A 24,294-nucleotide genomic window follows, 5' to 3' on the forward strand; every position below is an offset into this window, starting at 1 on the left:
CGATGCACGCGCATCGGACCCTTTTCTCTTTCCCGGGAGGAAATTCACTTTGAAGCTGGCGACCTCAGTCGACGTTGAACACCAGCGGGCGTGCCTGGCGGATGGCCGGGTTGGCGGTCAGTTGAGAGAGAACGTCTTCCGATACCGGTGCATCGACATAAAGCAGCGCGATCGCATCACCGGATTCCTTCTCGCGGCCGAGCTGGAAGTTGGCGATGTTGACGCCGGCATTACCGAGCGTCGTTCCCATGAAGCCGATCATGCCGGGAACGTCGGTGTTGGAGATGTAGACCATGTTGGCGCCGACATCGGCATCCAGGTTGATGCCCTTGATCTGGATGAAGCGCGGCTTGCCGTCGGAGAACACGGTACCGGCAACGGAACGGGTCTGCTTGTCGGTCTTCACCGTCAGCTTGATGTAACCGTCATAGACACCGGTCTTGTCACGCTTGACCTCGGAAAGGACGATGCCCTTTTCCTTGATCATGATCGGGGCCGAAACCATGTTGACGTCGGCCACCTGGTTGCGGATCAGACCGGCGAGCAGGGCCGAGGTCAGCGCACGGGTGTTCATGTTGGCGGTGGCGCCATCGAACAGGATCTCGATTTCCTTGATCGGATCATCCGAAACCTGGCCGACGAAAGCGCCGAGAACGTCGGCGAGCTTGATGAACGGCTTCAGGATCGGCGCTTCCTCAGCGGTGATCGACGGCATGTTGATGGCGTTCGAGACGGCACCCTTGACGAGATAGTCCGACATCTGCTCGGCGACCTGAAGGGCGACGTTTTCCTGCGCTTCCGTCGTCGAAGCGCCGAGATGCGGCGTGCAGACGACGTTCGGAAGACCGAAGAGCGGGCTCGCGGTAGCGGGCTCGACTTCGAACACGTCGAAACCGGCGCCAGCGACATGACCGGACTTGATGGCGTCGGCAAGCGCTGCCTCATCGACCAGACCACCGCGGGCGCAGTTGATGATGCGCACACCGGGCTTGGTCTTGGCGAGGTTTTCGCGCCCGAGAATGCCGCGGGTCTTGTCGGTCATCGGCACATGCAGCGTGATGAAGTCAGCGCGGGCGAGCAGATCGTCCAGCTCGACCTTTTCAACGCCCATTTCCTGCGCCCGTTCGGCCGACAGGAAGGGATCGTAGGCGATGACGTTCATGCCGAGACCAATGGCCTTGCGGCAGACGATGCCGCCGATATTACCGGCACCGATGACGCCGAGCGTCTTGCCGGTGATCTCGACACCCATGAATTTCGATTTTTCCCACTTGCCAGCCTGGGTCGAGGCATCGGCCGCAGGCAGCTGGCGGGAAACGGCAAACATCAGCGCGATGGCGTGTTCGGCCGTCGTGATCGAGTTGCCGAACGGCGTGTTCATGACGATGATACCGCGCTTGGAAGCCGCCGGAATATCGACATTGTCGACGCCGATACCGGCGCGACCGATGACCTTGAGATTGGTCGCGGCAGCGATCAGCTTTTCGGTCGCCTTGGTGGCCGAGCGGATGGCAAGACCGTCATAGTTGCCGATGATTTCGGCGAGCTTGTCCTTGTCCTTGCCGAGCTTCGGCTGGAAATCGACTTCGACGCCGCGATCGCGGAAAATCTGGACGGCGGTTTCCGACAGTTCGTCGGATACGAGTACGCGAGGTGCCATGGTCTGGGCTCCTGATAAAGGGTTCAGTCTCTGAATGCGGGATGAAACGGTGCCGCCCCCGATGCGGGGATACGCGGCACCGGAAATCGGATCAGGCAGCAGCCTTGTTGAGCGTCGCCTTCTGCGTTTCGAACGCATAGGTCAGCCACGGCATCAGGGCCTTCATATCGGCCTCTTCGATCGTGGCGCCGGCCCATATGCGAAGACCGGACGGAGCGTCACGGTAAGCGCCGATGTCGAGGGCCACGCCTTCCTTTTCGAGGATGGACACCATCCCCTTGGCGAATGCGGCCTGCGCATCGGCATCAAGTGCAGCAACCTCGGCGTCTGCGATCTTCAGGCAGACGGATGTGTTGGAGCGTGTCTCGTCGACCTGCGCGAGATTGGCGATCCAGTCGTTTGCCGCAACGAAATCAAAGATGACCTTGGCATTGGCATCGGCACGAGCGATCAGCCCCCTGAGGCCACCGACCGACTTTGCCCAGTTGAGCGCATCGATATAGTCCTCGACGCAGAGCATCGACGGGGTGTTGATCGTCTCGCCCTTGAAAATGCCTTCGGAAAGCTTGCCGCCCGAGGTCATGCGGAAGATCTTCGGCAGCGGCCAGGCCGGAACGTAGGTCGTGAGACGCTCGACGGCACGCGGGGAAAGAATGATCATGCCGTGACCACCCTCGCCGCCCAGAACCTTCTGCCAGGAGAAGGTGACGACGTCGAGCTTGGCAAAGTCCATGTCCTGCGCGAATGCGGCCGAGGTCGCGTCGCAGATCGTCAGGCCCTTGCGGTCTGCCGGAATGAAATCGGCGTTCGGAACACGCACGCCCGAGGTCGTGCCGTTCCAGGTGAAGACGACGTCACGGTCGAAATCGACTTCCTTGAGGTTCGGAAGGAGACCGTAATCGGCCTCGAACTTGCGAACATCCTTGAGCTTCAGCTGCTTGACGACATCGGTGACCCAGCCGGAGCCGAAGCTTTCCCAGGCCAGCATGTCGACGCCGCGCTCACCGAGCAGCGACCAGAGCGCCATTTCGACAGCGCCGGTATCGGACGCAGGAACGATGCCGATGCGGTAATCGGCCGGCACGTTCAGCACTTCGCGGGTGAGATTGATGGCCTGTGCCAGCTTGTCCTTGCCAACCTTGGCGCGGTGCGAACGACCGAGCGGGGCATCGGAAAGCGCTTCAAGCGACCAACCGGGACGCTTGGCGCAGGGGCCAGAAGAAAAATGAGCATTATGCGGACGTACGTCCGGCTTCGCGGCGGCATTGGCCATATGTATACCCTTCCAGGTAATTGGCTCCTCGTTGGGGAGGAGTGTCCCGCCGCCGTGAATATGCCTGTCGCCGGGAGCAGTCAAGCGGGCCCGTGTCGCAAGCGGGAAAAATTCTATCCCGCCAACGCCCGATCGCCGCGCCGACACGCAGGGCAGAACGCAAAAAGCCGCCCGAAGGCGGCTCTGAGCTCAGGATGCAAATGACTTACTTGTAGACCGGCAGCGCTGGTGGCGGTTCGTAGGCCACCGGGGTCTGGCATCCACCGAACGTGTAGCGGGCACCGATTCGCGCTTCGTGAGAGGCAAAGCCCTTGTCGCGGCCCGGGCCGCCATTTTCCTCGTAACCGAACATGTCGCCACCCAGGATGCGGCGATAGCGATAACCGATATCCGCCTTCAGATTGCAGGTGATGTCGATAGAGGTACCTGCCATGAACGCATAGCTGAGGCGCCACTTGCTCTTGCCGTCGTGATCGGTCGTGTAGCATCCGGGCACCGACGGATCGTCGCAGATCGTGTTGTGCAGCTTGCTCCACTTGACGTAGGAACCACCGATACCGGCGCCGACATACGGCGTGAAATAGCCATAGGTGCCGAGATCCACATAGGCGTTCGCCATCAGCGTATACGCCTTCATGTTGGCCCGGTCATCGGACGTACAGGCCACCGTGCCGCAATAGCCGCTGGTGCCGCCCTTGAAATCGGACTTGCCGAGATAGTCGAAGGTCAGATCGGTGCGCAGATAGTTGTTGATCTGGTAACCGACGCCGCCGCCGAGAATGAAGCTATCCTTCAGGTCGGTATGGCTGAAATCGACGAGATTGGAATTCGACCCCTGGAAATATTCCGCTCCGCGGATGCGGTTGAAGGAGTAACCGGTATCGCCGCGCAGATACCAGCCGCTCGACTGCTGCACCGTAATTTCCGGCGCGTCCTGCAAAGGTGCCGGTTGCGGTTCGACGAGATCGGCGGAATGGGCAACTCCCACCGACAGCATCGCTGCGGCAAGCGCGGCTGCAATGCGCTTTTTCATAGTTCGGTTCTCCAAGCTTCATGGCGGAGGGTGGCGCTCCTCGCGCAGCACCGTATTGGTCATGAAGAATAAAGATTAAAGGTTAAGCCCCAATTAACTATAGCTATTTACCGACCTGTCTCACTCCAAGACAGCGACGTTACTTGCCCCGCTCACGCAAATGTCACCCCTTCCGCAATGGAGCAGATCGCCCTCTCTCGCGTTGACATGCGCAACGAGGAAGGAAGACCTGTGAAGCATTCGAAAGACGACGCGGGCAAGTCGATCGTGAAAAGCGTCGATGTGCCCCGCCCCATCGCCGAACACGGCGCCATCGGCAATATGCGCACCATCGCGCTCGTCGCCCGAGATTGCGCCATTGATTATCTCTGCTGGCCGAACTTCGATAGCCCGACCATCTTTGCAGCACTGCTCGACCCGCAAAAGGGCGGGGCCTTCGAGCTGGAGCCGAAGATTGCCAATGCGCGCCGCCTGCAGATGTACATCCCGGAAAGCAACGTTCTCCTCACGCGATGGCTGGGCAACGACAAGAGCGCCGAGATCACCGATCTGATGCCGCTGCCGAAAAGCGACAAGGAACCCTCCTCGCTCATCCGTCGCGTTGCCGTCACCCGCGGCGAAGTGACATTCCGGCTGAAATGCTGGCCGCGCTTCGACTATGCCCGCCAGACACCGAAAGTGGTGACCCGCAAGGGGCATGCTTATTTCCATTGCGGTGATCTTACCCTGCGCCTCTCCGGCCCCGTGACATTCCACGGCAAGAAGGGTGCGGCCAGTGCTGAATTCACCTTGAAGAGCGGTGAGAGCATCGACTTCGTCCTCGACGCGGACGAGACGCCGCATGCCCCGAACCGCGACACGATCGATGCCGCCATTCGCGACACGACAGGCTATTGGCAGGGCTGGGCGAAGAAATCGACCTACCGTGGCCGCTGGCGCTCGGCCGTTACCCGCTCGGCGCTGGCGCTGAAGATGCTGACCTCCGCCGAATACGGCTCGATCGCCGCAGCCGGCACGTTCGGCCTGCCGGAAGCACCCGGTGGGGAACGCAACTGGGACTATCGCGCCACCTGGATCCGTGACGCATCCTTCTCGATCTATGCCCTGATGCGCCTCGGCTATCTCGATGAGGCCAACGCCTTCGGCCGCTGGATCACCCAACGGACAGACCGCTCCGATGGCCATGTGCAGATCATGTACAACATGGATGGCAGCCGCGTCGCCAGGGAGGATGCGCTCGACCACCTGTCAGGTTACGGCGGCGCCCGCCCGGTGCGGATCGGCAACGACGCTGCGGGCCAGGTCCAGCTCGATATTTACGGCGAACTGCTCGATTCCATCTACATCAGCAACAAATACGGCGGCTCGATCTCCCACGAGAACTGGCTCGCAGTCCGGAATACCGTCGACCATGTCTGCGAGATCTGGCGCAATCCCGATGCCGGCATATGGGAGGCCCGCAGCGAGCCGCAGGAGCATCTCCATTCGCGCCTGATGTGCTGGGTGGCCGTCGACCGGGCCCTGAGGCTGGCGCAGAAACGCTCGCTCGCCGCCCCCTTTGCGCGATGGGTCGAGGCCCGCAACGCCATCACCGAGGATATCTGGCAGAATTTCTGGAACGAGGAACACGGCCATTTCGTCCACGCCAAGGGTGGAACCCAGCTCGATGCGTCGATGCTGATGATGCCCCTCGTCCGCTTCATCAGCGCCACCGACCCCAAATGGCTGGCGACACTCGATGCCATGTCCCGCGAGCTCGCCGATGACAGCCTCGTCATGCGCTACAAATGGCAGGACGGACTGGACGGACACGAGGGCTTTTTCGGCGCCTGCTCGTTCTGGTTCGTCGAATGCCTCGCCCGCGCCGGCCGGCTGCAGGAGGCCGAAATCAATATGGAAAAACTGCTGCTCTTCGGCAACCACCTGCAGCTCTATGCCGAAGAATTCGATCCGCGCGGAGAATTCCTCGGCAATTTCCCCCAGGCCCTCACCCATCTCGCCCTGATCAGCGCCGCCTTCTATCTCGATGGCGCCCTCGACGGCAAGTTCAGGGAATGGCGGCCGTAGGAACCATCTCGAGCAGCAATAGCACATGGGCAAGTCCCCCTCTGGCCTGCCGGCCATCTCCCCCACAAGGGGGGAGAAAACTTGCGGCAACCGCCAGCCTCAATCGAGCCGAGGCAGTGCAGCCAGGTTAAGCCCTCCCCCTTGTGGGGAGGGTTGGGAGGGGTTCTTGTTGAGGTGCGTCATCCGTTCCGTCAGGACGTGGATAAAATCTTATCAAGCTGCTTCCGAACGCACGTTGCCAATCACGTCGATCAGGCCGTTGACGATCTTTTCCACCTGGGCCCGATCGTCGCCTTCCGCCATCACCCGGATCAAAGGCTCGGTGCCCGACGGGCGGATGACAAGGCGGCCCTTTGAACCGAGTTCGCCCTCCGCATCGGCGATCGCCTGACGCACAGCCAGATCTTCCAGCGGTTTGCCGCCGGAGAAGCGGACATTCTTCAAGAGCTGCGGCACCGGCTCGAACCGGCGGCAGACTTCGCTCACCGGACGGCCGAGCTTCTTGACGCAGGCGAGGATCTGCAGTGCAGCCACGAGGCCATCGCCGGTCGTGCCGAAATCCGAAAGCACGATATGGCCGGACTGCTCGCCGCCGACGTTGAAATCATTGTGGCGCATATGCTCGACGACGTAACGGTCGCCGACCTTGGTGCGCGCCAGCGTCAGGCCCTTGGAGCCGAGGAAGCGTTCGAGCCCGAGATTGGACATCACGGTTGCAACGATGCCGCCGCCCGTCAGCCGCTGATCCTGTGCCCAGCTTTCGGCGATCACCGCCATCAGCTGGTCGCCATCGACGATCTCGCCATGTTCGTCGACGATGATCACGCGGTCCGCGTCGCCATCGAGCGCGATGCCGATATCGGCCCGCACCTCATGCACCTTCTTCTGCAGGCGCTCGGGGCTCGTCGAGCCGCAATCGAGATTGATGTTCGTGCCGGTCGGCTCGTTGCCGATCGTCACCACTTCCGCGCCGAGTTCCCACAGCACGGACGGCGCCACCTTGTAGGCCGCACCATTGGCGCAATCGATCGCCACACGCAGACCCTGCAGGGTCACGTCGCGCGGCAGGGTGCGCTTGGCATGTTCGACATAGCGGTCATGCACGCCGTCGATACGCTTGGCCCGGCCGATGTCGACCGACTTGGCCAGCTGCGACGTCAGGTCCTGCTCCAGCAACTCCTCGATACGGCCCTCGATCTCGTCGGAAAGCTTGTAGCCGTCGGGACCGAAAAGCTTGATGCCGTTATCCTCGAAGGGATTATGCGAGGCGGAAATCATCACGCCCACATCGGCGCGCAGCGAGCGCGTCAGCATGGCAACCGCCGGCGTCGGGATCGGGCCGAGAATGAAGGCATCGAGGCCGGCTGCGGTAAACCCGGCCACCATCGCGTTTTCCAGCATATAGCCCGAAAGCCGGGTATCCTTGCCGATCACCACCCGGTGGCGATGGCTGCCGTTGCGGAAGATCGTGCCGACGGCAATGCCCACCCGCATCGCAAGGTCGGGCGTCATCGGAAAGACATTCGAATGTCCGCGAATGCCATCGGTACCGAAATAACGGCGTGCCATGTAATCTCCTTTTTCGTCGCGCGACCTGCGCGCTGCGGATCAGGGCAGGCCTGTATTTCCGCTGCCGCGTCATCAAGGATCGGCGTTTTCCGGCTCATGCCACAGGTCCGGGGCACAAGCACTTAAATTAGCGTCAAAGCCGATCATATCCCGTGACCGGATAAGTGTTCGTTAACATAAAAGGCCGCCGGACCTGGGTCCACGGCGGCCTTTTGAAGTTTTGTTAAGCCAGGTTTCAGTGCGGCTGCGGCTCAAGCCCGCCTTCGGACTCTCCACCCTTGGACTCGTCCTTCTTCGCACCGGTGCTCGGCACAGCCGAACCGCGTGTCGGCGGCGAATCGTCGCCAAGGTCGCGGGCAGGCTTTTCGCCCTTGATCAGCGCCTTGATTTCTTCACCCGTCAGCGTCTCGTATTCGAGCAGGCCTTCGGCAATCGCGACGAATTCGTCGTGATGGTCGGTCAGAATACGTCGAGCCTCGGTATAGGCTTCCTCGATCAGGCGGCGCACTTCGTTGTCGATCTTCTGCGCAGTCGATTCCGACACGTTGCGAGACTGCGACATCTGATGGCCAAGGAACACTTCCTGCTGGTTCTCGCCATAGGCGACCTGACCCAGCACGTCGGAAAAGCCCCACTGCGTCACCATCGCGCGGGCAAGCTTGGTTGCCTGCTCGATGTCGGACGATGCGCCGGACGTGATGTTCTCTTTGCCGAAGGTCAGCTCTTCCGCCACGCGGCCGCCCATCATGATGACGAGGCGGGAGACCATCCACTTGTAGCTCATCGAATAGCGATCGCCTTCCGGCAGCTGCATGACCATGCCGAGCGCACGGCCGCGCGGAATGATCGTCGCCTTGTGCAGCGGGTCCGCAACCGGCACCTTCAGCGCGGTGATCGCGTGGCCGGCCTCGTGATAGGCGGTCAGCTTCTTTTCGGCCTCGGTCATGGCGGACGAACGACGTTCGGCGCCCATCATGATCTTGTCCTTGGCGTCTTCGAACTCCTGCATGGTGACGAGACGCTTGTTGCGGCGCGCAGCCATCAGGGCAGCTTCGTTGACGAGGTTCATCAGGTCGGCACCGGAGAAGCCGGGTGTACCGCGGGCAAGCGTCTTGAGATCGACATTCGGAGCGAGCGGAACGTTGCGGGCATGAACCTTGAGGATGCGCTCGCGGCCGACGATATCCGGGTTCGGCACGACGACCTGGCGGTCGAAACGGCCCGGACGCAGCAGCGCGGGGTCGAGAACGTCCGGACGGTTGGTCGCGGCGATCAGGATGATGCCTTCATTGGCCTCGAAACCGTCCATCTCGACAAGCAGCTGGTTGAGCGTCTGTTCGCGCTCGTCATTGCCACCGCCGAGGCCCGCGCCACGGTGACGGCCGACTGCGTCGATTTCGTCGATGAAGATGATGCAGGGCGCATTCTTCTTCGCCTGCTCGAACATGTCGCGGACGCGGCTTGCGCCGACGCCGACGAACATTTCGACGAAGTCGGAACCGGAAATGGTGAAGAACGGCACATTGGCTTCGCCGGCAACCGAGCGGGCAAGCAGCGTCTTACCCGTGCCCGGAGGGCCTACGAGCAGAACGCCGCGCGGAATACGCCCGCCGAGACGCTGGAATTTCTGCGGGTCACGCAGGAATTCGACGATTTCCTCGAGGTCCTGCTTGGCCTCGTCCACACCGGCGACGTCTTCGAACGTCACACGGCCATGCGCCTCCGTGAGAAGCTTGGCCTTGGACTTGCCGAAGCCCATCGCGCCACGCGAGCCACCCTGCATCTGGCGCATGAAGAACAGCCAGACACCGAGGATCAGAAGCATCGGCAGAAGCGTGCCGAGATAGCTCAGGAAGCCGGACGAACCGTCGGTTTCCGGGCGAGCCACGATCGTCACGTTCTTTTCCTGCAGGCGCGTGATCAGCGAGTCATCGATCACGGGCGAATAGGTCTGGAATGACTGACCATTCTCAGAATAGGTGCCCATGACACGGTTGCCCGTCACCACGACGTCACGCACACGACCCGAGTCCACATCCTTCAGGAACTGCGAATAAGGAACATCGCGGGAACTGGATTGCGTTGGCGCCGTCTGGAACATGCTGAACAGGGCGATCAGCAAGAGGGCTATGATAGCCCAGAGGGCAAAATTACGAAAGTTTGGGTTCATCGAACTCCCCGGACTGCAACGGCCGACGCTTGAGCGGCCGCCTTAATTGCCCATAACATAAGGTTGCGTCTCGCCCTTGCCAAGGCAAGGCGGCATCGCGGTTTAGCTTTTCCGCTCGAAAACCTTAATCTTGGCGGCAGGAAGTGCATCGCATCCGAACAATTCCCCAAGCTCGCGCCCTAGAATAAGATCGAACTGCGGCAAAAAACGGTCGAATGGGGCCAGCAGAGGCGTAATCATCACACTCGGTTTATCGCCCTCAGGCAGCATCGAGGCTGCATGCGGCAGGACCGGAATTACCCGCATGGCGATGGCCGGCGGCACATCCGGGAACATCTCGGCCGAAACTGCCCGATCGCCCACGGACGCTGCGACCACGATGTCCTCGTCGGACATGTTGCAAATCCGGTAGCGGGCATCCCAGATGCCATGCTCGCCGGCCGCCAGGCACACGCTCGGCAGATCGCGGTTCTCCCTGTGCATGAAAAGCCCCTGCCGGCGCAGGTCGAAAATCACCCGGCCGACCGTCATGCGCCCCATCCGGCGCCCTTCGAGCATGGCCATGACCCGATCCATTGCCGCGGCGGCGGGAAGATGCGTCCTCCCGCCGAGGATCGCCGTCAGCACGGCGAGCAGATGCCGAAGTGCTTCCACGTCCTCGTTATGCGCCTCGAAGGCAAGTTCGGCGAGCACGCCATGGCGAATTTGCAGGTGGCGACGGCAGATCATGGCGGCATCTTCGGAAAGCCGCTCCCGCCGCCGGCCCGCGCTCTCGGCCAAATCAGCCTGCTCCGGGACCTCTGCGGACAGGGCCCGGCGCACGCGCACCCGTTCATAATGCTGTTCATCGGCATTGCTGGGATCGTCCACCCATCCCCTGCCCTCGGCTCTGAGAACCTCGCGGATCGCCTCGCGACGCACCGACAGCAATGGGCGAAGCAACCAGCGGCGACGGTCGAGAAGCACCGCCTCCGCCATGCCCGCCAAGCCGAGATTGGCCTCGGCCTCACTGCGGGCTGCCCGCATAGCGATCGTTTCCATCTGATCGTCGAGCGTGTGGCCGGTGATGATCACGTCGGCGCAAAGATCATCGGCAGCCTGCATCAACAGCCGGTAACGGGCCTCGCGAGCGGCGGCCGAAATGCCCGACGCGGGCTTTTCGCCCTCCCAGCGCAGAATGGCATGCTGTATGGAAAGCTCACGACATAGCAGCCCCACCGCCTCCGCTTCGGCGGCAGCCTCGGGCCGCAGACCGTGGTCGATCGTCGCTGCAACGAGGCGATGGCCGGCAAAGCTGCCAGCGGCAAGCATCCGATGAAGGAGGACGAGCAATCCGGCCGAATCACTGCCGCCGGACACCGCGACAAGGATCGTCGTGGGTCCCGTCAGCCTGTCGATGAAACTGTTCAACGCATCGGCCGGCGCGACGGGCGGAACCGGGTCCTTGGTCACGGCGGCATTACCCGATCAGCAGCCGAGGCGCTTCTGCTCGCTGCTGACCTTGGACAGCACGGCTTTCGCGGCGGTCGGATAACGGCGCGGCACTTCCTTGAGCGTCGCACAGGCCGTGTCGTTATTGTCGAGCGCGGCGAGCGACATGCCAAGCTTCAACAGCATTTCCGGAGCCTTGGGCGACTTGCCATAGGTCTGGTGGGCATTGAGGAAGGTCTTGGCCGCGTCGTTGTACTTGCCCTGCGAATACTGTGCTTCGCCCAACCAGAAATTGGCGTCGGCCAGCCTGCTGCTCTTCGGATAGGAGGCGATGTAGCCGGAGAATTCACTTTCGGCGAGCTGGTAGTCGCCGGTCAACACATGCTCATAGGCAATCTTGTAATCATCGGCTTCGCTGCCGGTACCGAGCGAGGCAGTCTGCTGCTGGTCCTTGGACCCGGCCTGACCGCCACGCGAGGCGCCGGTATCGACGCCCGGAAGGGCGGAAGAATTGCGGGCCGTATCATTGCGGCTTGAGCCGATAGGATTGCCGTTCTGGTCGAACGTAACCGAGCCGAGCGTCGACGGCCCGGGCGCCGTGTCGCTGCCCTGTGCACCGCCAGCAGACGGCGGCTGATCGATCACACGAGCGACATCATCGCCGCCGGACGGCGCATCCGAAGCTTGAGAGGGCGAAGAGGAAGGGCGGCTGGACGCCACGGCCGGTTGCCCGCCCGTGTCGCCCAAATCGCTTCTCTTCTTCTTTTCCAGCTCCTGGAAGCGGAATTCGTTATCTTCCTGCGCCTTGCGCATCTGCTCCTGCATCTGCAGCAGTTGATAACTCATTTCCTCGATCCGGCCGTTCAACTGCCGGACCTCGTCCTGGAGCTGCTGGATACGAACGGCATCATTGCTCTGCGCCAGGATCACTTGGCCTTGTTCAGGGGCCTGGTCGTTCTGCGCCTGTTGCGGAGCGCTCTGCTCGCCGTGGAAGAGTTTCGGCAACGAAAACTGGAAGGCCCCGGCAGGGCCAGTCATTGCCGCCAGCCCCAGCATTGCTGCCAAGACAATTTTCTTCATGTCGTTCGTCCTGCTCTCCGCGCATCGACCCAAAAGCCAGGATGGCTTTTGGAAAGTACGATGCGCAACTTAGATTCTACAGCGTCCCTTGTGCGCCGGCCCGCCGACGCACGGAGCTGTAGTGCGCCGGATTGGCGCGAAACGGATTCTTTATAACTGCCGCCAAAAAGCAACCAAGTCCGCCTTCAAAATCGAGATAATCAGGGCCAAACTAAGGAAAAACAAAAAGGGTGGCCCGAAGGCCACCCTTTCTTAACGAATTGTCATCTTCGGGCACCCTTGCGAGGCCGCCGCAGATTACATGCCGGCGCCACCGAGAACGGTCACAGCGCGACGATTCTGGTTCCAGCAGGAAATGTCGTCGCAAACGGCGACCGGGCGTTCCTTGCCGTAGGAGATCGTCTTCATGCGGCCTGCCGGAACGCCGCGCGAAGCGAGGTATTCCTTGGTGGCGGCTGCACGGCGTGCGCCAAGAGCAAGGTTGTATTCGCGCGTGCCGCGTTCGTCGGCATGGCCTTCGATCGTGATCGCATAGTTCGGGTAGCGGGCAAGCCACTGGGCCTGACGGTCGAGCGTCTGCTGGGCGTCTGCACGGATCGAGGTCGAGTCGGTGTCGAAGTGGATGACGTCGCCGACATTGACGGTGAAGTCCTGGCTGGAGCCCGGCGTTGCCGAACCTGCACCGCCGAGGCCAAGTTCGCCTGCGCTGTTCGGCAGGTTCTTCTTGCTGGCGCAGCCCGCCAGCGCCAGCGCCAGCGTGAGTGCGATAACGGCAGGATTGCGAGCGAGGGTCTGCATACGGCTCATCGCCGGGGTATCAGTGCGGCTCATGGCCGGTCTCTCCTTAGGATCATGAATAATCAGAGTTGCCAGACTGTAACCGGCTTCGGTTAACCATGTTCAAATGGCTATGGTTAACCAAATCTTCCGGTGTCCCTTATCTGCCCCATTCCCGCGAGATTGGGGCAGCAAAGAGGCGAGAACGCCTCACGCTTGATTGCAGCTGTTTATACACGCTATTCCAGCAGCGGCGACCATGCCGGGTCGGACGCGTAGGCCGGCGTCTTGACGACCTGATCGTTGTAACCGGTCAGGTCGATCGAATGAAGCTGCGGGCCGCCGGCACCGGCCTCCTGGCGGAAGAACATCAGCACGCGGCCGTTCGGCGCCCAGGTCGGACCTTCGTTGTGGAAGCCGGTCGTCAGGATGCGCTCGCCCGAACCGTCCGGCTTCATCACGCCGATCGAGAACTGGCCGCCAGACTGCTTGGTGAAGGCGATCAGATCGCCGCGCGGAGACCAGACAGGCGTCGAATAGGCACCGTCGCCGAAGGAGATGCGCTGCTGGCCGGAACCATCCGCATTCATCACATAGATCTGCTGACGCCCGCCACGGTCGCTCTCGAACGTGATCTTCTGGCCATCGGGCGAGTACGAAGGAGCCGTGTCGATCGCAGCCGTCGAAGTCAGCCGCGTCGTCGTGCGCGAGCGCAGGTCCATCGTGTAGATATTGGCATTGCCGTCCTGCTGAAGGCTCATGATCACCTTCTGGCCATCCGGTGAGAAGCGCGGCGAGAACGTCATGCCGGGGAAGTTGCCGACCACTTCGCGCTGTCCTGTTTCCAACTGCAGCAGGTAGACGCGCGGCTGGTTGCCCTCGAACGACATGTAGGTGACTTCCTGCCGGTTCGGCGAGAAGCGCGGTGTCAGCACCAGGTCCTTGCCGTTGGTCAGCATGCGAACGTTGAAGCCGTCCTGATCCATGATCGCGAGCTGGCGGACGCGCTGCGTCTTCGGACCGCTTTCGGAGACGAATACGACGCGGGTATCGAAATAACCCTTTTCGCCGGTAATGCGCTCATAGATCGCGTCGGCGATGATATGGGCGAGACGACGCCAGTTGTCCGGTTGGGTGAAGAACTGCTGCCCCATCATCTGGCTGCCGGCATAGGTGTCCCACAGGCGGAACTCGGCGCGCAGGCGGCCATCCGCTTCACGGCTGACACGGCCGACGACAAGCGCCTGAGCGTTGATCGCCGTCCAGTCCTGGAAGCGCGGCGCCTTGTTCGGGTCGGCGATCTTTTCGATGAAAGCTGCCTTGTTGACCGGCGCAAAAAGACCCGAGCGCTGCAGGTCGGCGGCAACCACCTGGGAGATCTGTGCCCCCATCTGGTCGTTCGACATGAAATCGGTGATGGCGATCGGCAATGGCTGAACATTGCCCTTGTTGATGTTGATTTCCACCGCCGCTCGAGCTGGAGTGGAAAGCGTCATCGCCATTCCGGCAATCGCCAGCATGAGACCGATGAGGGAATGTCTGATCATATCGCTAAAGCCTTTCAGCTACTTGATGTCCTAGAGCCCCAGATCGCTGGGATCGAAATTGACGGCGACCTCGCTCCAGGCGTCGTATTTGTCGGCCGGCAGGCCCTTGAAGGGTTGCGACTTCAGGACGGCGCGCAGCGCACTGCCCTCCATCGTCCGGCGCGCCATGGAAGACCCGCCGGTCGACGTGACTTCCGGATCGCCGATGATCATGCCTGACTTGTCGAGCTTGAAGGTGACGCGGATCACCATGCCCTGCAGTCCTTCGATGCCGGCAATGGTCGACCAGTTGTTCTGGATCTGACCCTTCAGCGCATCCATTTCGCTGAGGCTGAGCTTCGAACTTGTCGACGGCTTGGTGCTGCCCATCGAGGCCGCCGAAGCGGAGCGCTTCGCGCCGCCGCCGGCCGCCTCCTGCTTGTTGAGCAAGGCCGCGATCTGATCCTCGTTGAAGTCGCTCTTTTGCGACGAAGCGGACTTGGCCATCTCCTGCTTCTTGCCTTCCTTCTTGTCGGTCGGCTTGGCAGTTTCCTTGGCATCGGTCTTGTCGGTCTTGGCCGTTTCTGTCGGCTTCGGATCCGGCTTTTTCTCCACCGGCTTTTCAGGCGGCTTCTCGACCGGCTTCGCTTCCTGTTTCGGTTCTTCCGGCGGCTTCGGCTTGGCAGCCGGCAGCGGCACGGCCGATGGCAACGGCGCTTCCTCCGCCTTGGTCTCCGTCGGAGCAGGCGCCGGCTCGGGCGTCGGGGTGGGAACCGGTTCGGGCTTCGGCGGCGTCGGCTCGGGCGTCGGTTTCGGCAGCGAAGCCATTTCGGTCGGCTTCGGCGCGGTCTCTTCCTTTACGACGTCCTTGACGTCGTTCTGCTCGGGCGTCGGGGTCGGAGTCGGCCGTTCAGTCGGCTTCGGCGCCGCCGCGGTCTCAACCGGCTGCGGCTTCTTCGACGGCGTCGGCGGTGTCTTCAGGTCGACGTCGTTCTCGCCGGCATTCTCGGCGTTCTCGACGACCTTCTGGTTTTTCGTCTGCTTCGGCGAAGGCTTGTCCGACATCGGAGCCTTCTTGTCGCCCTGCTGCATTTGCGTCAGGGCAGAGACCGGCACGATATCGACCGGAAGTGCCTCGACGTCAGCGACAGTCAAGGGCGCCGGCGCACTGAGCGTGACAAGCGCCCAGGTCAGAACCAGCGTATGAAGAACCAGCGATGTGCCGAGGCTTCCCTTCATGGCACCCGATCACTTATCCGTTTCCTGGAGCGTCACGAGGCCGATATTCTTGTAGCCTGCCGCGGATATGCGGGCCATGACCTTCATCACGACGCCATAGGCTGCAGCCGTATCGCCGCGGACATAGATGCGCTCGTTATAGCCGGTCGTGGCGATAGCCTGCAGCTTCGGCACGATCTCGTCGATCGCGATCGGCGTTTCCTGCAGATAGATCTGCCCGTCGGTATTGACCGAAACGGTGATCGGCTGGGTATCGGAATTCATCGCCTTGGCCTGCGTTTCCGGCAGGTCGATCGGCACGCCGACCGTCAGCATCGGCGCGGCCACCATGAAGATGATCAACAGCACGAGCATGACGTCGACCAGCGGCGTGACGTTGATCTCGCTGATCACGCCGCCACGGTTGCGACCGCCGCGACGGCCGCGACGACCACCGCCCGATGCTCCACTTGCTCCGCCAGACATGCCCATGTGTCAGATCTCCTTCGACTGTCGACCCGTTACTGTGCCGCCTGACGCGGCTGCAGCTTTTCGTCGATCTGGCGTGAGAGGATGGCGGAAAACTCGTCGGCAAAGCCTTCCATGCGCGAATGCAGCTTGCCCGCTTCGGACATGAACTTGTTGTAGGCGATAACTGCGGGAATAGCGGCGACGAGGCCGATGGCGGTTGCGAGCAGCGCTTCGGCGATACCCGGCGCCACGACCGCGAGGTTGGTCGACTTCGAACCGGCAATCGCCTGGAACGAGGTCATGATACCGACAACCGTACCGAAGAGGCCGATGAAGGGGCCGGCAGAACCGATCGTCGCCAACGATCCGAGACGGGCCGCGTAGGATTCGCCTTCGCGCGCCATCGTCACGTCCATCGCCCGGTCGATGCGCATCTGCAGCCCGATAGGCGAGCGTGCGCCGCGCTCGAAGCTTTTCTTCCATTCGCGCATCGCGGCAACGAAGATTGCGGCAAGGCCGTTGTTCTGACGCTCGCCGAGCGTCCGGTAGAGTTCTTCCAGCGACTGACCGGACCAGAACACCTGCTCGAACTGGTCGAACTGCTTCCGCGCCTTGGTGAAGTTGATGTATTTGTCGATCACGATCGCCCACGTCCAGATCGACGCCCCGATCAGCCCGACCATGACGAGCTTGACGATAATGCCCGCCTGCATGAACAGCGACCACAGACTGACGTCATGCGTCGCGGCTTCCAAAGCTACCTGTTCCATCAACTATCCCCGAATCCAAACGCCCGGCGTGGTGACCGGGCGGGTTCCAAAGCGCATGCTCGCGAATATCTGTCTGACCACCGAGAGCGCAGCCCTAACCCCAAGATGTCCTGAGTTTATGCTTGGCTTCTCGCCTTCAAATTTGGTCAAAGGAAGGCGTGCGTTGCACAAATTCCTCACCGGCGAGTAAGACACCATTATCGTTAATAATGGGTTACAACGCAGCGCTCTATCTCATTGGGAAGACTCAAAAACCCCGACTTCTTTGCAGAGTGCGGGACCGCCTTAACAAAGACCGTCGCCCGGACCGGCATCCCTCAAGGCGAATCAGTCTGCCACCTGTCAGACCGGATGACCGAGGAATTTCTCGGCGATCGTCTCGGGCAGACGCCGCGGCCGGCCATGCTTGTTGATAACCGCAATGACCACCTTGGCGGCGATCAGCAGCGTCTCGCCGCGGCGGATCTGCTGGTTGAGCACCATCTTGGCCCCCCCAGCTTTTTCGGTCGATGTGGTGATGGTGATGACGTCGTCCATCCGCGCCGGCTGCTTGAAATCGATCTCCATCCGGTGGACGACGAAGACCAGCCCCTCCTCGTCCGCCTCGATCAGCGCGCTCTGTTCGCAACCGAGGCAGCGCAGATAGTCGCTGCGGCCGCGCTCGAGGAAATGCAGGTAGCGGGCGTGATAGATGAGGCCGGAGAAATCGGTGTCTTCATAATAGACGCGCTGGACGAGCTTATGGCCATTCTCGGTCAATTCGCCCGCCAGCAGAAATTTTTCACTATCCATGTGGCTTGCCTTGGAAAAACCTTATCGTCCACTGGATATTGGGAACACGGTGCCCCACTATCCAAAGGGCGTCATATTTCCTCCCTAACAGGAATGTTTCAGAAAGCCACTGGAGAATTTTTATGAAGATAGCGGTCATGGGCGGCGACGGTTTCATCGGTTGGCCGACGTCCCTTCACCTGTCGAATGCAGGCCATGAGGTCCACATTCTCGACAATCTGTCCCGCCGCTGGATCGATACGGAACTGGGCGTGCAGTCGCTGACGCCGATGGACAGCATCCAGGAGCGCACCCGCATCTGGCATGCCGAAACCGGCCGTCGCATTCACTTCAACCTGATCGACCTCGCCAAGGATTACGAGCTTCTGAAGAACTGGCTCTCCGAAAACCGGCCGGATGCGATCGTTCATTTTGCCGAGCAGCGCGCAGCCCCCTATTCGATGAAGAGCGACCGCCACAAGAACTACACGGTCAACAACAACGTCAACGCTACCCACAATCTGCTGAACGCGCTGGTCGAGCTCGAACTCGACACGCATCTCGTCCATCTCGGCACGATGGGCGTCTATGGCTATTCGACCGTCGGTGCGGCGATCCCCGAAGGCTACCTGCCGGTCGGCATCGAGACGATGGCCGGAGAGACGGTCTCGCAGGAGATCCTCTACCCGTCGAACCCCGGCTCGATCTACCACATGACCAAATGCCTCGATCAGCTTCTCTTCGCCTTCTACGCCAAGAACGACCGACTGAGGATCACCGACCTGCACCAGGGCATCGTCTGGGGCACCCATACGGCCGAGACCCGCATCCACGAGCAATTGATCAATCGCTTCGATTATGACGGGGATTACGGCACGGTCTTGAATCGTTTTCTCATCCAGGCGGCGATCGGCTATCCGCTGACCGTGCACGGCACCGGCGGCCAGACCCGCGCCTTCATCCACATCCAGGATTCGGTGCGCTGCATCGAGATCGCCCTCAACAATCCCCCCGCCCGCGGTGGCCGGGTGGAGATCTTCAACCAGATGACCGAGACACATCGCGTCCGCGACCTGGCGGAGATGATCTCGAAAATGACCGGCGCCCGCATCGCCTGGCTTCCGAACCCGCGCAAGGAAGCGCCTGAAAACGACCTCGTCGTCAAGAACGAGAAGTTTCTCGGCCTCGGCCTCGAGCCGACGACGCTCGGCGAAGGTCTTCTGTCGGAGATCGTCGACGTTGCGAAGAAATACGCCTATCGCGTTGATCGGACCCGCGTTCCCGCCGTCTCCGCCTGGACCAAGGATATCGCCGCAACCGTCGAGCGCGACCCGGAAGGCAAGCGGCTGAAGTCGGTTTCGTAACGGACACGGCGCGGCGTCGATGATGCCGCGACCAATCATACCTTCTCCGTCATCCTCGGGCTTGCCCCGAGGATCTGCCTTGGTCGAAGATGGACTGAACGGCAGTGGATCCTCGGGACAGCCCGAGGATGACGACGGCAAGCAACGTCACAAGCGACAGACGCCATGAAAAACGCCTTCGTCACCCTGGTCACCAATGCCGACTACGTCATGGGCGCCACCGCCCTCGTGCATTCGTTGCGCCGCACGGCAACCCGGGCGGATATCGTCATCCTCCACACCCATGCCGTAACGGCCCAGCAGCTTGAATACCTGCAGTCTCTGGGCTGCCGCATCATCGCGGTCGATCACCTGCCCCTTTCGGACGATTTCAACCAGCGCCATGCGCGCAAGAACCTGCATGGTGCCGCCCCCTTCACCAAGGGCCGCAAGCCGGATTTTCACACGCCGCTCGACAATTTCTGCAAGCTGCGCCTTTGGCAACTGACGGAATATCGAACGGTCGTCTTCCTCGATGCCGATATCGTCGTGCTGAAGAACATCGACAAGCTGTTCGACTATCCGGAATTCTCGGCCGCGCCGAATGTCTATGAAAGCCTTGCGGACTTTCACCGGCTGAATTCCGGTGTCTTCGTTGCCAAGCCGTCGACGGATACATTCGAGCGCATGCTGGAGGCCTTAGATCAGCCCGACGTCTTCTGGCGCCGCACCGACCAGACGTTTCTCGAAACCTTCTTTCCCGACTGGCACGGCCTGCCGGTGACGATGAACATGCTGCAATATGTGTGGTTCAACATGCCGGCCCTGTGGGACTGGAAGAGCGCCGCAATCCTCCACTACCAGTATGAAAAGCCGTGGGAAGCTGATCATCCGAAAGCAGAAAGGCTGCGCCCGCTGATCGACCTCTGGCACGCCTTTCACGAAAACCGCGACATTCCCGACATTGCGGGACTGCCCAATCCCTCAACAACGTCGGCCGGAGCTATCGCGTGAACATTCTCGTCTCGGGCGGTACGGGACTTGTCGGCCGCTATATCGTCGGGGGTCTTCTCGCGGCCGGACACTCGGTCACCGTCGGCGGACGCAACCCGCCCGCCGGGAACCTGTTCTCGGCACCCGTGCCGTTCCTTCGCCTCGACCTCGATCCGCGACGCAACCAGATAAACGCCTTTGCCGGGATGGATGCCTTCGTCCATGCCGCATTCAATCACCTGCCGGGTAAATATCGGGGCGGTGAAGGGCGCGACCCGAAGCGCTTTCGCCGTCTCAATCTCGACGGCTCGGTCAAGCTTTTCGAAAGCGCTAAGGCAGCGGGGGTCACTCGGGTCGTCTTTCTCTCCAGCCGCGCGGTTTATGACGGGCTTGCCGCCGGCACGCTGCTGACCGAGGATCTGGCACTTTCGCCGACCTCTCTCTACGGTGAGATCAAGCTTCAATGCGAACAGGCACTGTCCGCCCTCTCAGGCCCGGGTTTCGTCACCGCCTCGCTTCGGGCAACCGGCGTCTATGGGTCACTGCTGCCCAACAAATGGGACGAGCTGATTGCCGATGCCCTTTCGGGCAAGCCGCTCGCGCCGCGCGCCGGGACGGAGGTCCATGGAGACGATGTCGCGGCCGCCATACGCCTGATGATCGAAAGCGCCCCTGACTCGGTCAATGGAGAAAGCTTCAACCTCTCCGACATCACCATCGACACCCGCACGATCGTCGAGCGTCTGGGTCTGTCTGCACAGCTTGTCGCGCTCTCGGCGCTGTCTGCCAATATCATGGACACCGCAAAAATCCGCCGCATCGGCTGGAAGCCCGGAGGGATGCGGCGGCTCGATGAAACGGTCGGGGTGTTGAAACACTCCCTCGACGCCGATCACTGATGCGGCGAGGCATGCCGCTGGATATTGCCGTCCTTGCCATGCCGTTCCGGCGGACGGCGATCCTTCTTGCGTGCCTCGATGAGCTTTGCCTGCTGCTCTGCCCATTTCTGCCCGGCATCGCCGCCCCATAGAAGCCAGGCGATATAGCCGGTCGAGGGATCCTCGTCGCTGCCGAAATTCTCCGCCCGCTTGTCCACCTTATGGCGGGCGAAATAGCTGACCATGCGCTTAACCGTCAGGTCGGAAAGCGACTTGCGATGCTGCAGGTCGCGGGCCCGCGCGATCCCGACCGTGGTGCCGCCGCGGCGGAATTTGGCCCTGAGCTTGAGCCCCTTTTCGGCGGCAGACGCCACCTCGGCCGGCGGCCGGTTATCGGCAGGAATATGATCGGGAGTACGATTGTGTGACGAGCGGTTCTCTGTGGTTCTCTCAGCCATGAGCCCTCCGGATTTCCGACTGGCTCTTGAGCACACGATCACCATCCTCCTGTTCGATCAGGAAGGCGGGCTTGTCACGATCGGCCTTGCGGCTGATCGTCTTGCCCTTGATCTTGCGTGTCACGTCTGCCGTGAATGTCCGGGTGACCTTGCCCTGCGCCCTGGAGCGCCCCCATGTCCATTCGACATTGGTTCCGACTTGGATTTTCTGCATCAGCGGCTCCTTTCCTCATTGGGAAACTCAAGCAGCCGGATGATGTTCCGAAATCAGCCTTTAGAGCCTTTCCTGGTTAAATTGAAGCGCTCTGCCGGAGCAGGTTTTCGACAGGGCAAAGGCGATTGGCGACGGGCATACCCTACGGTACGTCCGAGCCGATCGCGTTTGATCCTGGCGGAAAGATGCCCGGCCCTTCGGGTTGGCTGAAGCGGGCCGCCTGATCGACCGGCCGGCTTGGCCGTAAGCTTTGGCTACGACGCGCGCCGGCCGGTCGACCATGCGACTCCGCTTGAGCCAACAGAGCGTTTCAATTTAACCAGGAAAGGCTCTAAGATCGAGATCGCCATCTCGCTGGACGACATGGCGGGGCGTGGCCGGCAGATCCTCGATCTCCTCGGCAATGAAATAGGGCGGGATGTCGAGTGCCCGCAGGGCCTTCGTCGTCGCCGGCACCCATTTGAACTCGAGATCATGGGTATCGACGACCCGGTGGACTATATCGGTCGGATGGAAGGGAAAACTCTCCGGCAGTTCCATGCGATAGTAGAAGCCCAGTTCGTGCCAGTCCTCGCCCTCGTAGTGGAAGAAATTCTCCACTACCCACAGGAGCGGACCGATCCCGGCCGTCACGCCGAGTTCCTCGACCATCTCTCGCGCCAGCGTTTCTTCCGACGTCTCGCCCACTTCCGCCCGCCCGCCGGGAAAGGTCCAGAACGCCTCATGCGTGGCGCGATGGACGAGCACATGGTCATTTCGGAAGGCAAGTCCCGCAATCCGCATCTGGAAGATGCGCTTCGGCTTGAACTTCATGCGGATACGCAGGTCCTGCGGCACGGTCTTCTCACTCATCGTCAAGGTTCATGCGGAACTGCGCCGCCTCCATTTCCTTCGGCGGCTGCAGGCCGAGATGTTTCCAGGCGATCGCAGTCAGCACCCGCCCGCGCGGCGTGCGCTGGATGAAACCTTGCTGGATCATGTAGGGCTCGATAATATCCTCGATCGCATCGCGCGGCTCCGACAGTCCCGCCGCGATCGTCTCGATGCCGACCGGTCCGCCGGCGAAATTCACCGCGATCATGTTGAGGTAACGCTTGTCGAGCTGGTCGAAGCCGGCATGGTCGACATTGAGGCGTGTCAGCGCCTCGTCGGCAATCTCCTTCGTCACCGTCTCCGCCCGCGCCACCTCGGCGAAATCGCGCACCCGGCGCAGCAGGCGGCCGGCGATACGCGGCGTGCCACGCGCCCGCCTTGCAATCTCGCGGGCACCATCATCGCTCATATTGAGGCCCATCAGCCGCGCCCCGCGCCGTACGATGCCCTCAAGCTCCTCCACCGTATAGAAGGAGAGCCGGACCGGAATGCCGAAACGGTCGCGCAGCGGCGTGGTCAGAAGCCCGATACGGGTCGTTGCCGCAACGAGGGTGAATTTCGACAGATCGATCTTCACCGACCGCGCCGCCGGCCCCTCGCCGATGATCAGGTCGAGCTGGAAATCCTCCATCGCCGGATAGAGGATTTCTTCGACAGCCGGATTGAGCCGGTGGATTTCATCGATGAACAGCACGTCGCGTTCTTCGAGATTGGTGAGGAGTGCGGCGAGATCCCCCGCCTTGGCGATGACCGGACCGGAGGTCGAGCGGAAATTGACGCCGAGTTCCTTCGCCATGATCTGCGCCAGCGTCGTCTTGCCGAGCCCCGGCGGCCCGACGAAAAGCACGTGGTCGAGCGCTTCGCCACGGTTCTTCGCCGCCTCGATGAAGATCTTCAGATTGGCCCGCGCCTCAGCCTGGCCGGTAAATTCGTCGAGCGACTGCGGCCTGAGCGCCGTATCGATATCCTCGCCACGCTTTTCCGGCGAGATGAGGCGGGTTTCATCGGTCATGCGAGAAGTTCCATTCCGGGTATTCTTCGGGCTGCTGCCTTATCGAATGTAACAGTATGCCCGCAACCGGCGCGTCGCGCCGCCCAGGCGATAAGATAATCGGGCAGATCGCCGGCGACATCGCCCTGGCTGAACAGCGCATCAAGTTCCTCTGTATGCTCGACCAGCAAACAGTCTGCGGCGAGCAGATCCTGCAATACCTGAACGATGGTCGCCATGGGATATCTCATCCGCCTGTTGAGCACCCACACCGTTTCCGCCAGAACCACCGCACTGATATAGGCAGGGCTGTCGGCCGACCGTTCGCTGAGAAAGCGCCGGGCTGCCTCGCTTTGCTCGGATTGCTCATCAACAAGAAAGCGGACCAGGACATTGGTATCGATGCCGATCACCCGTCCCGCTCCGTCGGTTCACCCATGATGCGTGCATCATCATCCGCCGCTGCCTGCCCGATGGCATCGCGCATCTCTTCAACGGTCAGGTTTTCACCGGTCGGCGGCTTGCCGAGAATGCCGGCAAAATCCATCAGCTTCTTGTTCCTCGGGATCGCCACGACCTGACCATCGCGCGCGGCGACATAAAAACGTGTACCGGGCAGCAGTTGCAATTCATCGCGAACGTCGCTGGGGATCGTGATCTGCCCCTTGGAGGTCATGGTGGTAAACGAGCCCATTTCTTACCTCGACAAATTTTTCTTACATTTCTAT

Annotated in this window: 23 protein-coding genes; 4 read left to right on the forward strand and 19 right to left on the reverse strand. The window is 61.4% G+C overall.

Annotation, left to right across the window (positions count from 1 at the left end; genetic code table 11):
- Positions 1-64: 64 nt before the first annotated feature.
- The 3 genes from serA to NCHU2750_RS13470 form a co-directional block, all read right to left on the reverse strand.
- Positions 65-1,660, reverse strand: a complete 1,596-nt coding sequence (gene serA, locus NCHU2750_RS13460) for a phosphoglycerate dehydrogenase (protein ID WP_119940962.1) — start codon at positions 1,658-1,660, stop codon at positions 65-67.
- 91 nt (positions 1,661-1,751) lie between these two features.
- Complete coding sequence (locus NCHU2750_RS13465) at positions 1,752-2,933, reverse strand: phosphoserine transaminase (protein ID WP_119940963.1); 1,182 nt, start codon at positions 2,931-2,933, stop codon at positions 1,752-1,754.
- A 205-nt stretch (positions 2,934-3,138) separates the two neighbouring features.
- Positions 3,139-3,966 carry an outer membrane protein gene (locus NCHU2750_RS13470; protein WP_119940964.1) on the reverse strand — a complete coding sequence of 276 codons (828 nt, stop codon included), beginning with the start codon at positions 3,964-3,966 and terminating at the stop codon, positions 3,139-3,141.
- A 231-nt stretch (positions 3,967-4,197) separates the two neighbouring features.
- Between NCHU2750_RS13470 and NCHU2750_RS13475 the strand changes: the two genes are divergently transcribed.
- Positions 4,198-6,033 carry a glycoside hydrolase family 15 protein gene (locus NCHU2750_RS13475; protein WP_245480246.1) on the forward strand — a complete coding sequence of 612 codons (1,836 nt, stop codon included), beginning with the start codon at positions 4,198-4,200 and terminating at the stop codon, positions 6,031-6,033.
- A gap of 213 nt (positions 6,034-6,246) precedes the next feature.
- Here the strand turns inward: NCHU2750_RS13475 and glmM are convergent, their stop codons facing one another.
- The 10 genes from glmM to ybgC all read right to left on the reverse strand — a co-directional run bounded on the left by glmM (position 6,247) and on the right by ybgC (position 17,837).
- Complete coding sequence (gene glmM, locus NCHU2750_RS13480; protein WP_119940965.1) at positions 6,247-7,602, reverse strand: phosphoglucosamine mutase; 1,356 nt, start codon at positions 7,600-7,602, stop codon at positions 6,247-6,249.
- 235 nt (positions 7,603-7,837) lie between these two features.
- Positions 7,838-9,772 carry an ATP-dependent zinc metalloprotease FtsH gene (ftsH, locus tag NCHU2750_RS13485; protein WP_119940966.1) on the reverse strand — a complete coding sequence of 645 codons (1,935 nt, stop codon included), beginning with the start codon at positions 9,770-9,772 and terminating at the stop codon, positions 7,838-7,840.
- A 102-nt stretch (positions 9,773-9,874) separates the two neighbouring features.
- Positions 9,875-11,224 (reverse strand): tRNA lysidine(34) synthetase TilS, encoded by a 1,350-nt coding sequence (gene tilS, locus NCHU2750_RS13490; RefSeq protein WP_119940967.1) that lies wholly within the window; start codon positions 11,222-11,224, stop codon positions 9,875-9,877.
- 15 nt (positions 11,225-11,239) lie between these two features.
- Positions 11,240-12,283 (reverse strand): tol-pal system protein YbgF, encoded by a 1,044-nt coding sequence (gene ybgF / locus NCHU2750_RS13495; protein ID WP_119940968.1) that lies wholly within the window; start codon positions 12,281-12,283, stop codon positions 11,240-11,242.
- A gap of 297 nt (positions 12,284-12,580) precedes the next feature.
- The gene (gene pal, locus NCHU2750_RS13500; RefSeq protein WP_119940969.1) at positions 12,581-13,114 is read right to left on the reverse strand and encodes a peptidoglycan-associated lipoprotein Pal; all 534 of its coding nucleotides are present in this window, start codon (positions 13,112-13,114) and stop codon (positions 12,581-12,583) included.
- 185 nt (positions 13,115-13,299) lie between these two features.
- Positions 13,300-14,607: a Tol-Pal system beta propeller repeat protein TolB gene (gene tolB, locus NCHU2750_RS13505; protein ID WP_119940970.1), complete on the reverse strand. Its 1,308-nt coding sequence runs from the start codon at positions 14,605-14,607 to the stop codon at positions 13,300-13,302.
- Positions 14,608-14,637: 30 nt separating this feature from the next.
- On the reverse strand, positions 14,638-15,825 hold the full coding sequence (tolA, locus tag NCHU2750_RS13510) for a cell envelope integrity protein TolA (RefSeq protein WP_119940971.1): 1,188 nt from the start codon (positions 15,823-15,825) through the stop codon (positions 14,638-14,640).
- Positions 15,826-15,834: 9 nt separating this feature from the next.
- Entirely contained in the window at positions 15,835-16,296 is a 462-nt protein-coding gene (gene tolR / locus NCHU2750_RS13515) for a protein TolR (RefSeq protein ID WP_119940972.1), read from the reverse strand.
- A gap of 29 nt (positions 16,297-16,325) precedes the next feature.
- On the reverse strand, positions 16,326-17,045 hold the full coding sequence (gene tolQ, locus NCHU2750_RS13520) for a protein TolQ (RefSeq protein ID WP_119940973.1): 720 nt from the start codon (positions 17,043-17,045) through the stop codon (positions 16,326-16,328).
- A gap of 342 nt (positions 17,046-17,387) precedes the next feature.
- A complete protein-coding gene (gene ybgC, locus NCHU2750_RS13525; protein WP_119940974.1) occupies positions 17,388-17,837 on the reverse strand; it encodes a tol-pal system-associated acyl-CoA thioesterase in 450 nt (149 codons plus the stop codon).
- A gap of 122 nt (positions 17,838-17,959) precedes the next feature.
- Here ybgC and NCHU2750_RS13530 point away from each other — a divergent pair, with 122 nt between their 5' ends.
- The 3 genes from NCHU2750_RS13530 to NCHU2750_RS13540 all read left to right on the forward strand — a co-directional run bounded on the left by NCHU2750_RS13530 (position 17,960) and on the right by NCHU2750_RS13540 (position 21,051).
- Positions 17,960-19,180 (forward strand): NAD-dependent epimerase/dehydratase family protein, encoded by a 1,221-nt coding sequence (locus NCHU2750_RS13530; RefSeq protein ID WP_119940975.1) that lies wholly within the window; start codon positions 17,960-17,962, stop codon positions 19,178-19,180.
- Between the two features lie 165 nt (positions 19,181-19,345).
- Entirely contained in the window at positions 19,346-20,173 is an 828-nt protein-coding gene (locus NCHU2750_RS13535) for a glycosyltransferase (protein ID WP_119940976.1), read from the forward strand.
- A complete protein-coding gene (locus NCHU2750_RS13540; protein WP_119940977.1) occupies positions 20,170-21,051 on the forward strand; it encodes an NAD-dependent epimerase/dehydratase family protein in 882 nt (293 codons plus the stop codon). The genes NCHU2750_RS13535 and NCHU2750_RS13540 overlap by 4 nt, the downstream gene beginning before the upstream one ends.
- Here the strand turns inward: NCHU2750_RS13540 and NCHU2750_RS13545 are convergent.
- The 6 genes from NCHU2750_RS13545 to NCHU2750_RS13580 form a co-directional block, all read right to left on the reverse strand.
- Positions 21,045-21,488 (reverse strand): hypothetical protein, encoded by a 444-nt coding sequence (locus tag NCHU2750_RS13545; protein ID WP_502703791.1) that lies wholly within the window; start codon positions 21,486-21,488, stop codon positions 21,045-21,047. The two genes, NCHU2750_RS13540 and NCHU2750_RS13545, sit on opposite strands and share 7 nt — an antisense overlap.
- Complete coding sequence (locus NCHU2750_RS13550; protein ID WP_119940978.1) at positions 21,481-21,702, reverse strand: hypervirulence associated TUDOR domain-containing protein; 222 nt, start codon at positions 21,700-21,702, stop codon at positions 21,481-21,483. Before NCHU2750_RS13550 ends, NCHU2750_RS13545 begins: the two co-directional genes overlap by 8 nt.
- A gap of 315 nt (positions 21,703-22,017) precedes the next feature.
- A complete protein-coding gene (locus tag NCHU2750_RS13565; RefSeq protein ID WP_119940979.1) occupies positions 22,018-22,554 on the reverse strand; it encodes an NUDIX hydrolase in 537 nt (178 codons plus the stop codon).
- Complete coding sequence (ruvB, locus tag NCHU2750_RS13570; protein WP_119940980.1) at positions 22,547-23,587, reverse strand: Holliday junction branch migration DNA helicase RuvB; 1,041 nt, start codon at positions 23,585-23,587, stop codon at positions 22,547-22,549. Before ruvB ends, NCHU2750_RS13565 begins: the two co-directional genes overlap by 8 nt.
- Positions 23,584-23,979: a type II toxin-antitoxin system VapC family toxin gene (locus NCHU2750_RS13575; protein ID WP_119940981.1), complete on the reverse strand. Its 396-nt coding sequence runs from the start codon at positions 23,977-23,979 to the stop codon at positions 23,584-23,586. Before NCHU2750_RS13575 ends, ruvB begins: the two co-directional genes overlap by 4 nt.
- Positions 23,976-24,260 carry an AbrB/MazE/SpoVT family DNA-binding domain-containing protein gene (locus NCHU2750_RS13580; RefSeq protein WP_119940982.1) on the reverse strand — a complete coding sequence of 95 codons (285 nt, stop codon included), beginning with the start codon at positions 24,258-24,260 and terminating at the stop codon, positions 23,976-23,978. The genes NCHU2750_RS13575 and NCHU2750_RS13580 overlap by 4 nt, the downstream gene beginning before the upstream one ends.
- Positions 24,261-24,294: the final 34 nt, after the last annotated feature.

The sequence above is a fragment of the Neorhizobium sp. NCHU2750 genome (genome assembly GCF_003597675.1).
In the GTDB taxonomy this organism is placed as follows: Bacteria; Pseudomonadota; Alphaproteobacteria; order Rhizobiales; family Rhizobiaceae; genus Neorhizobium.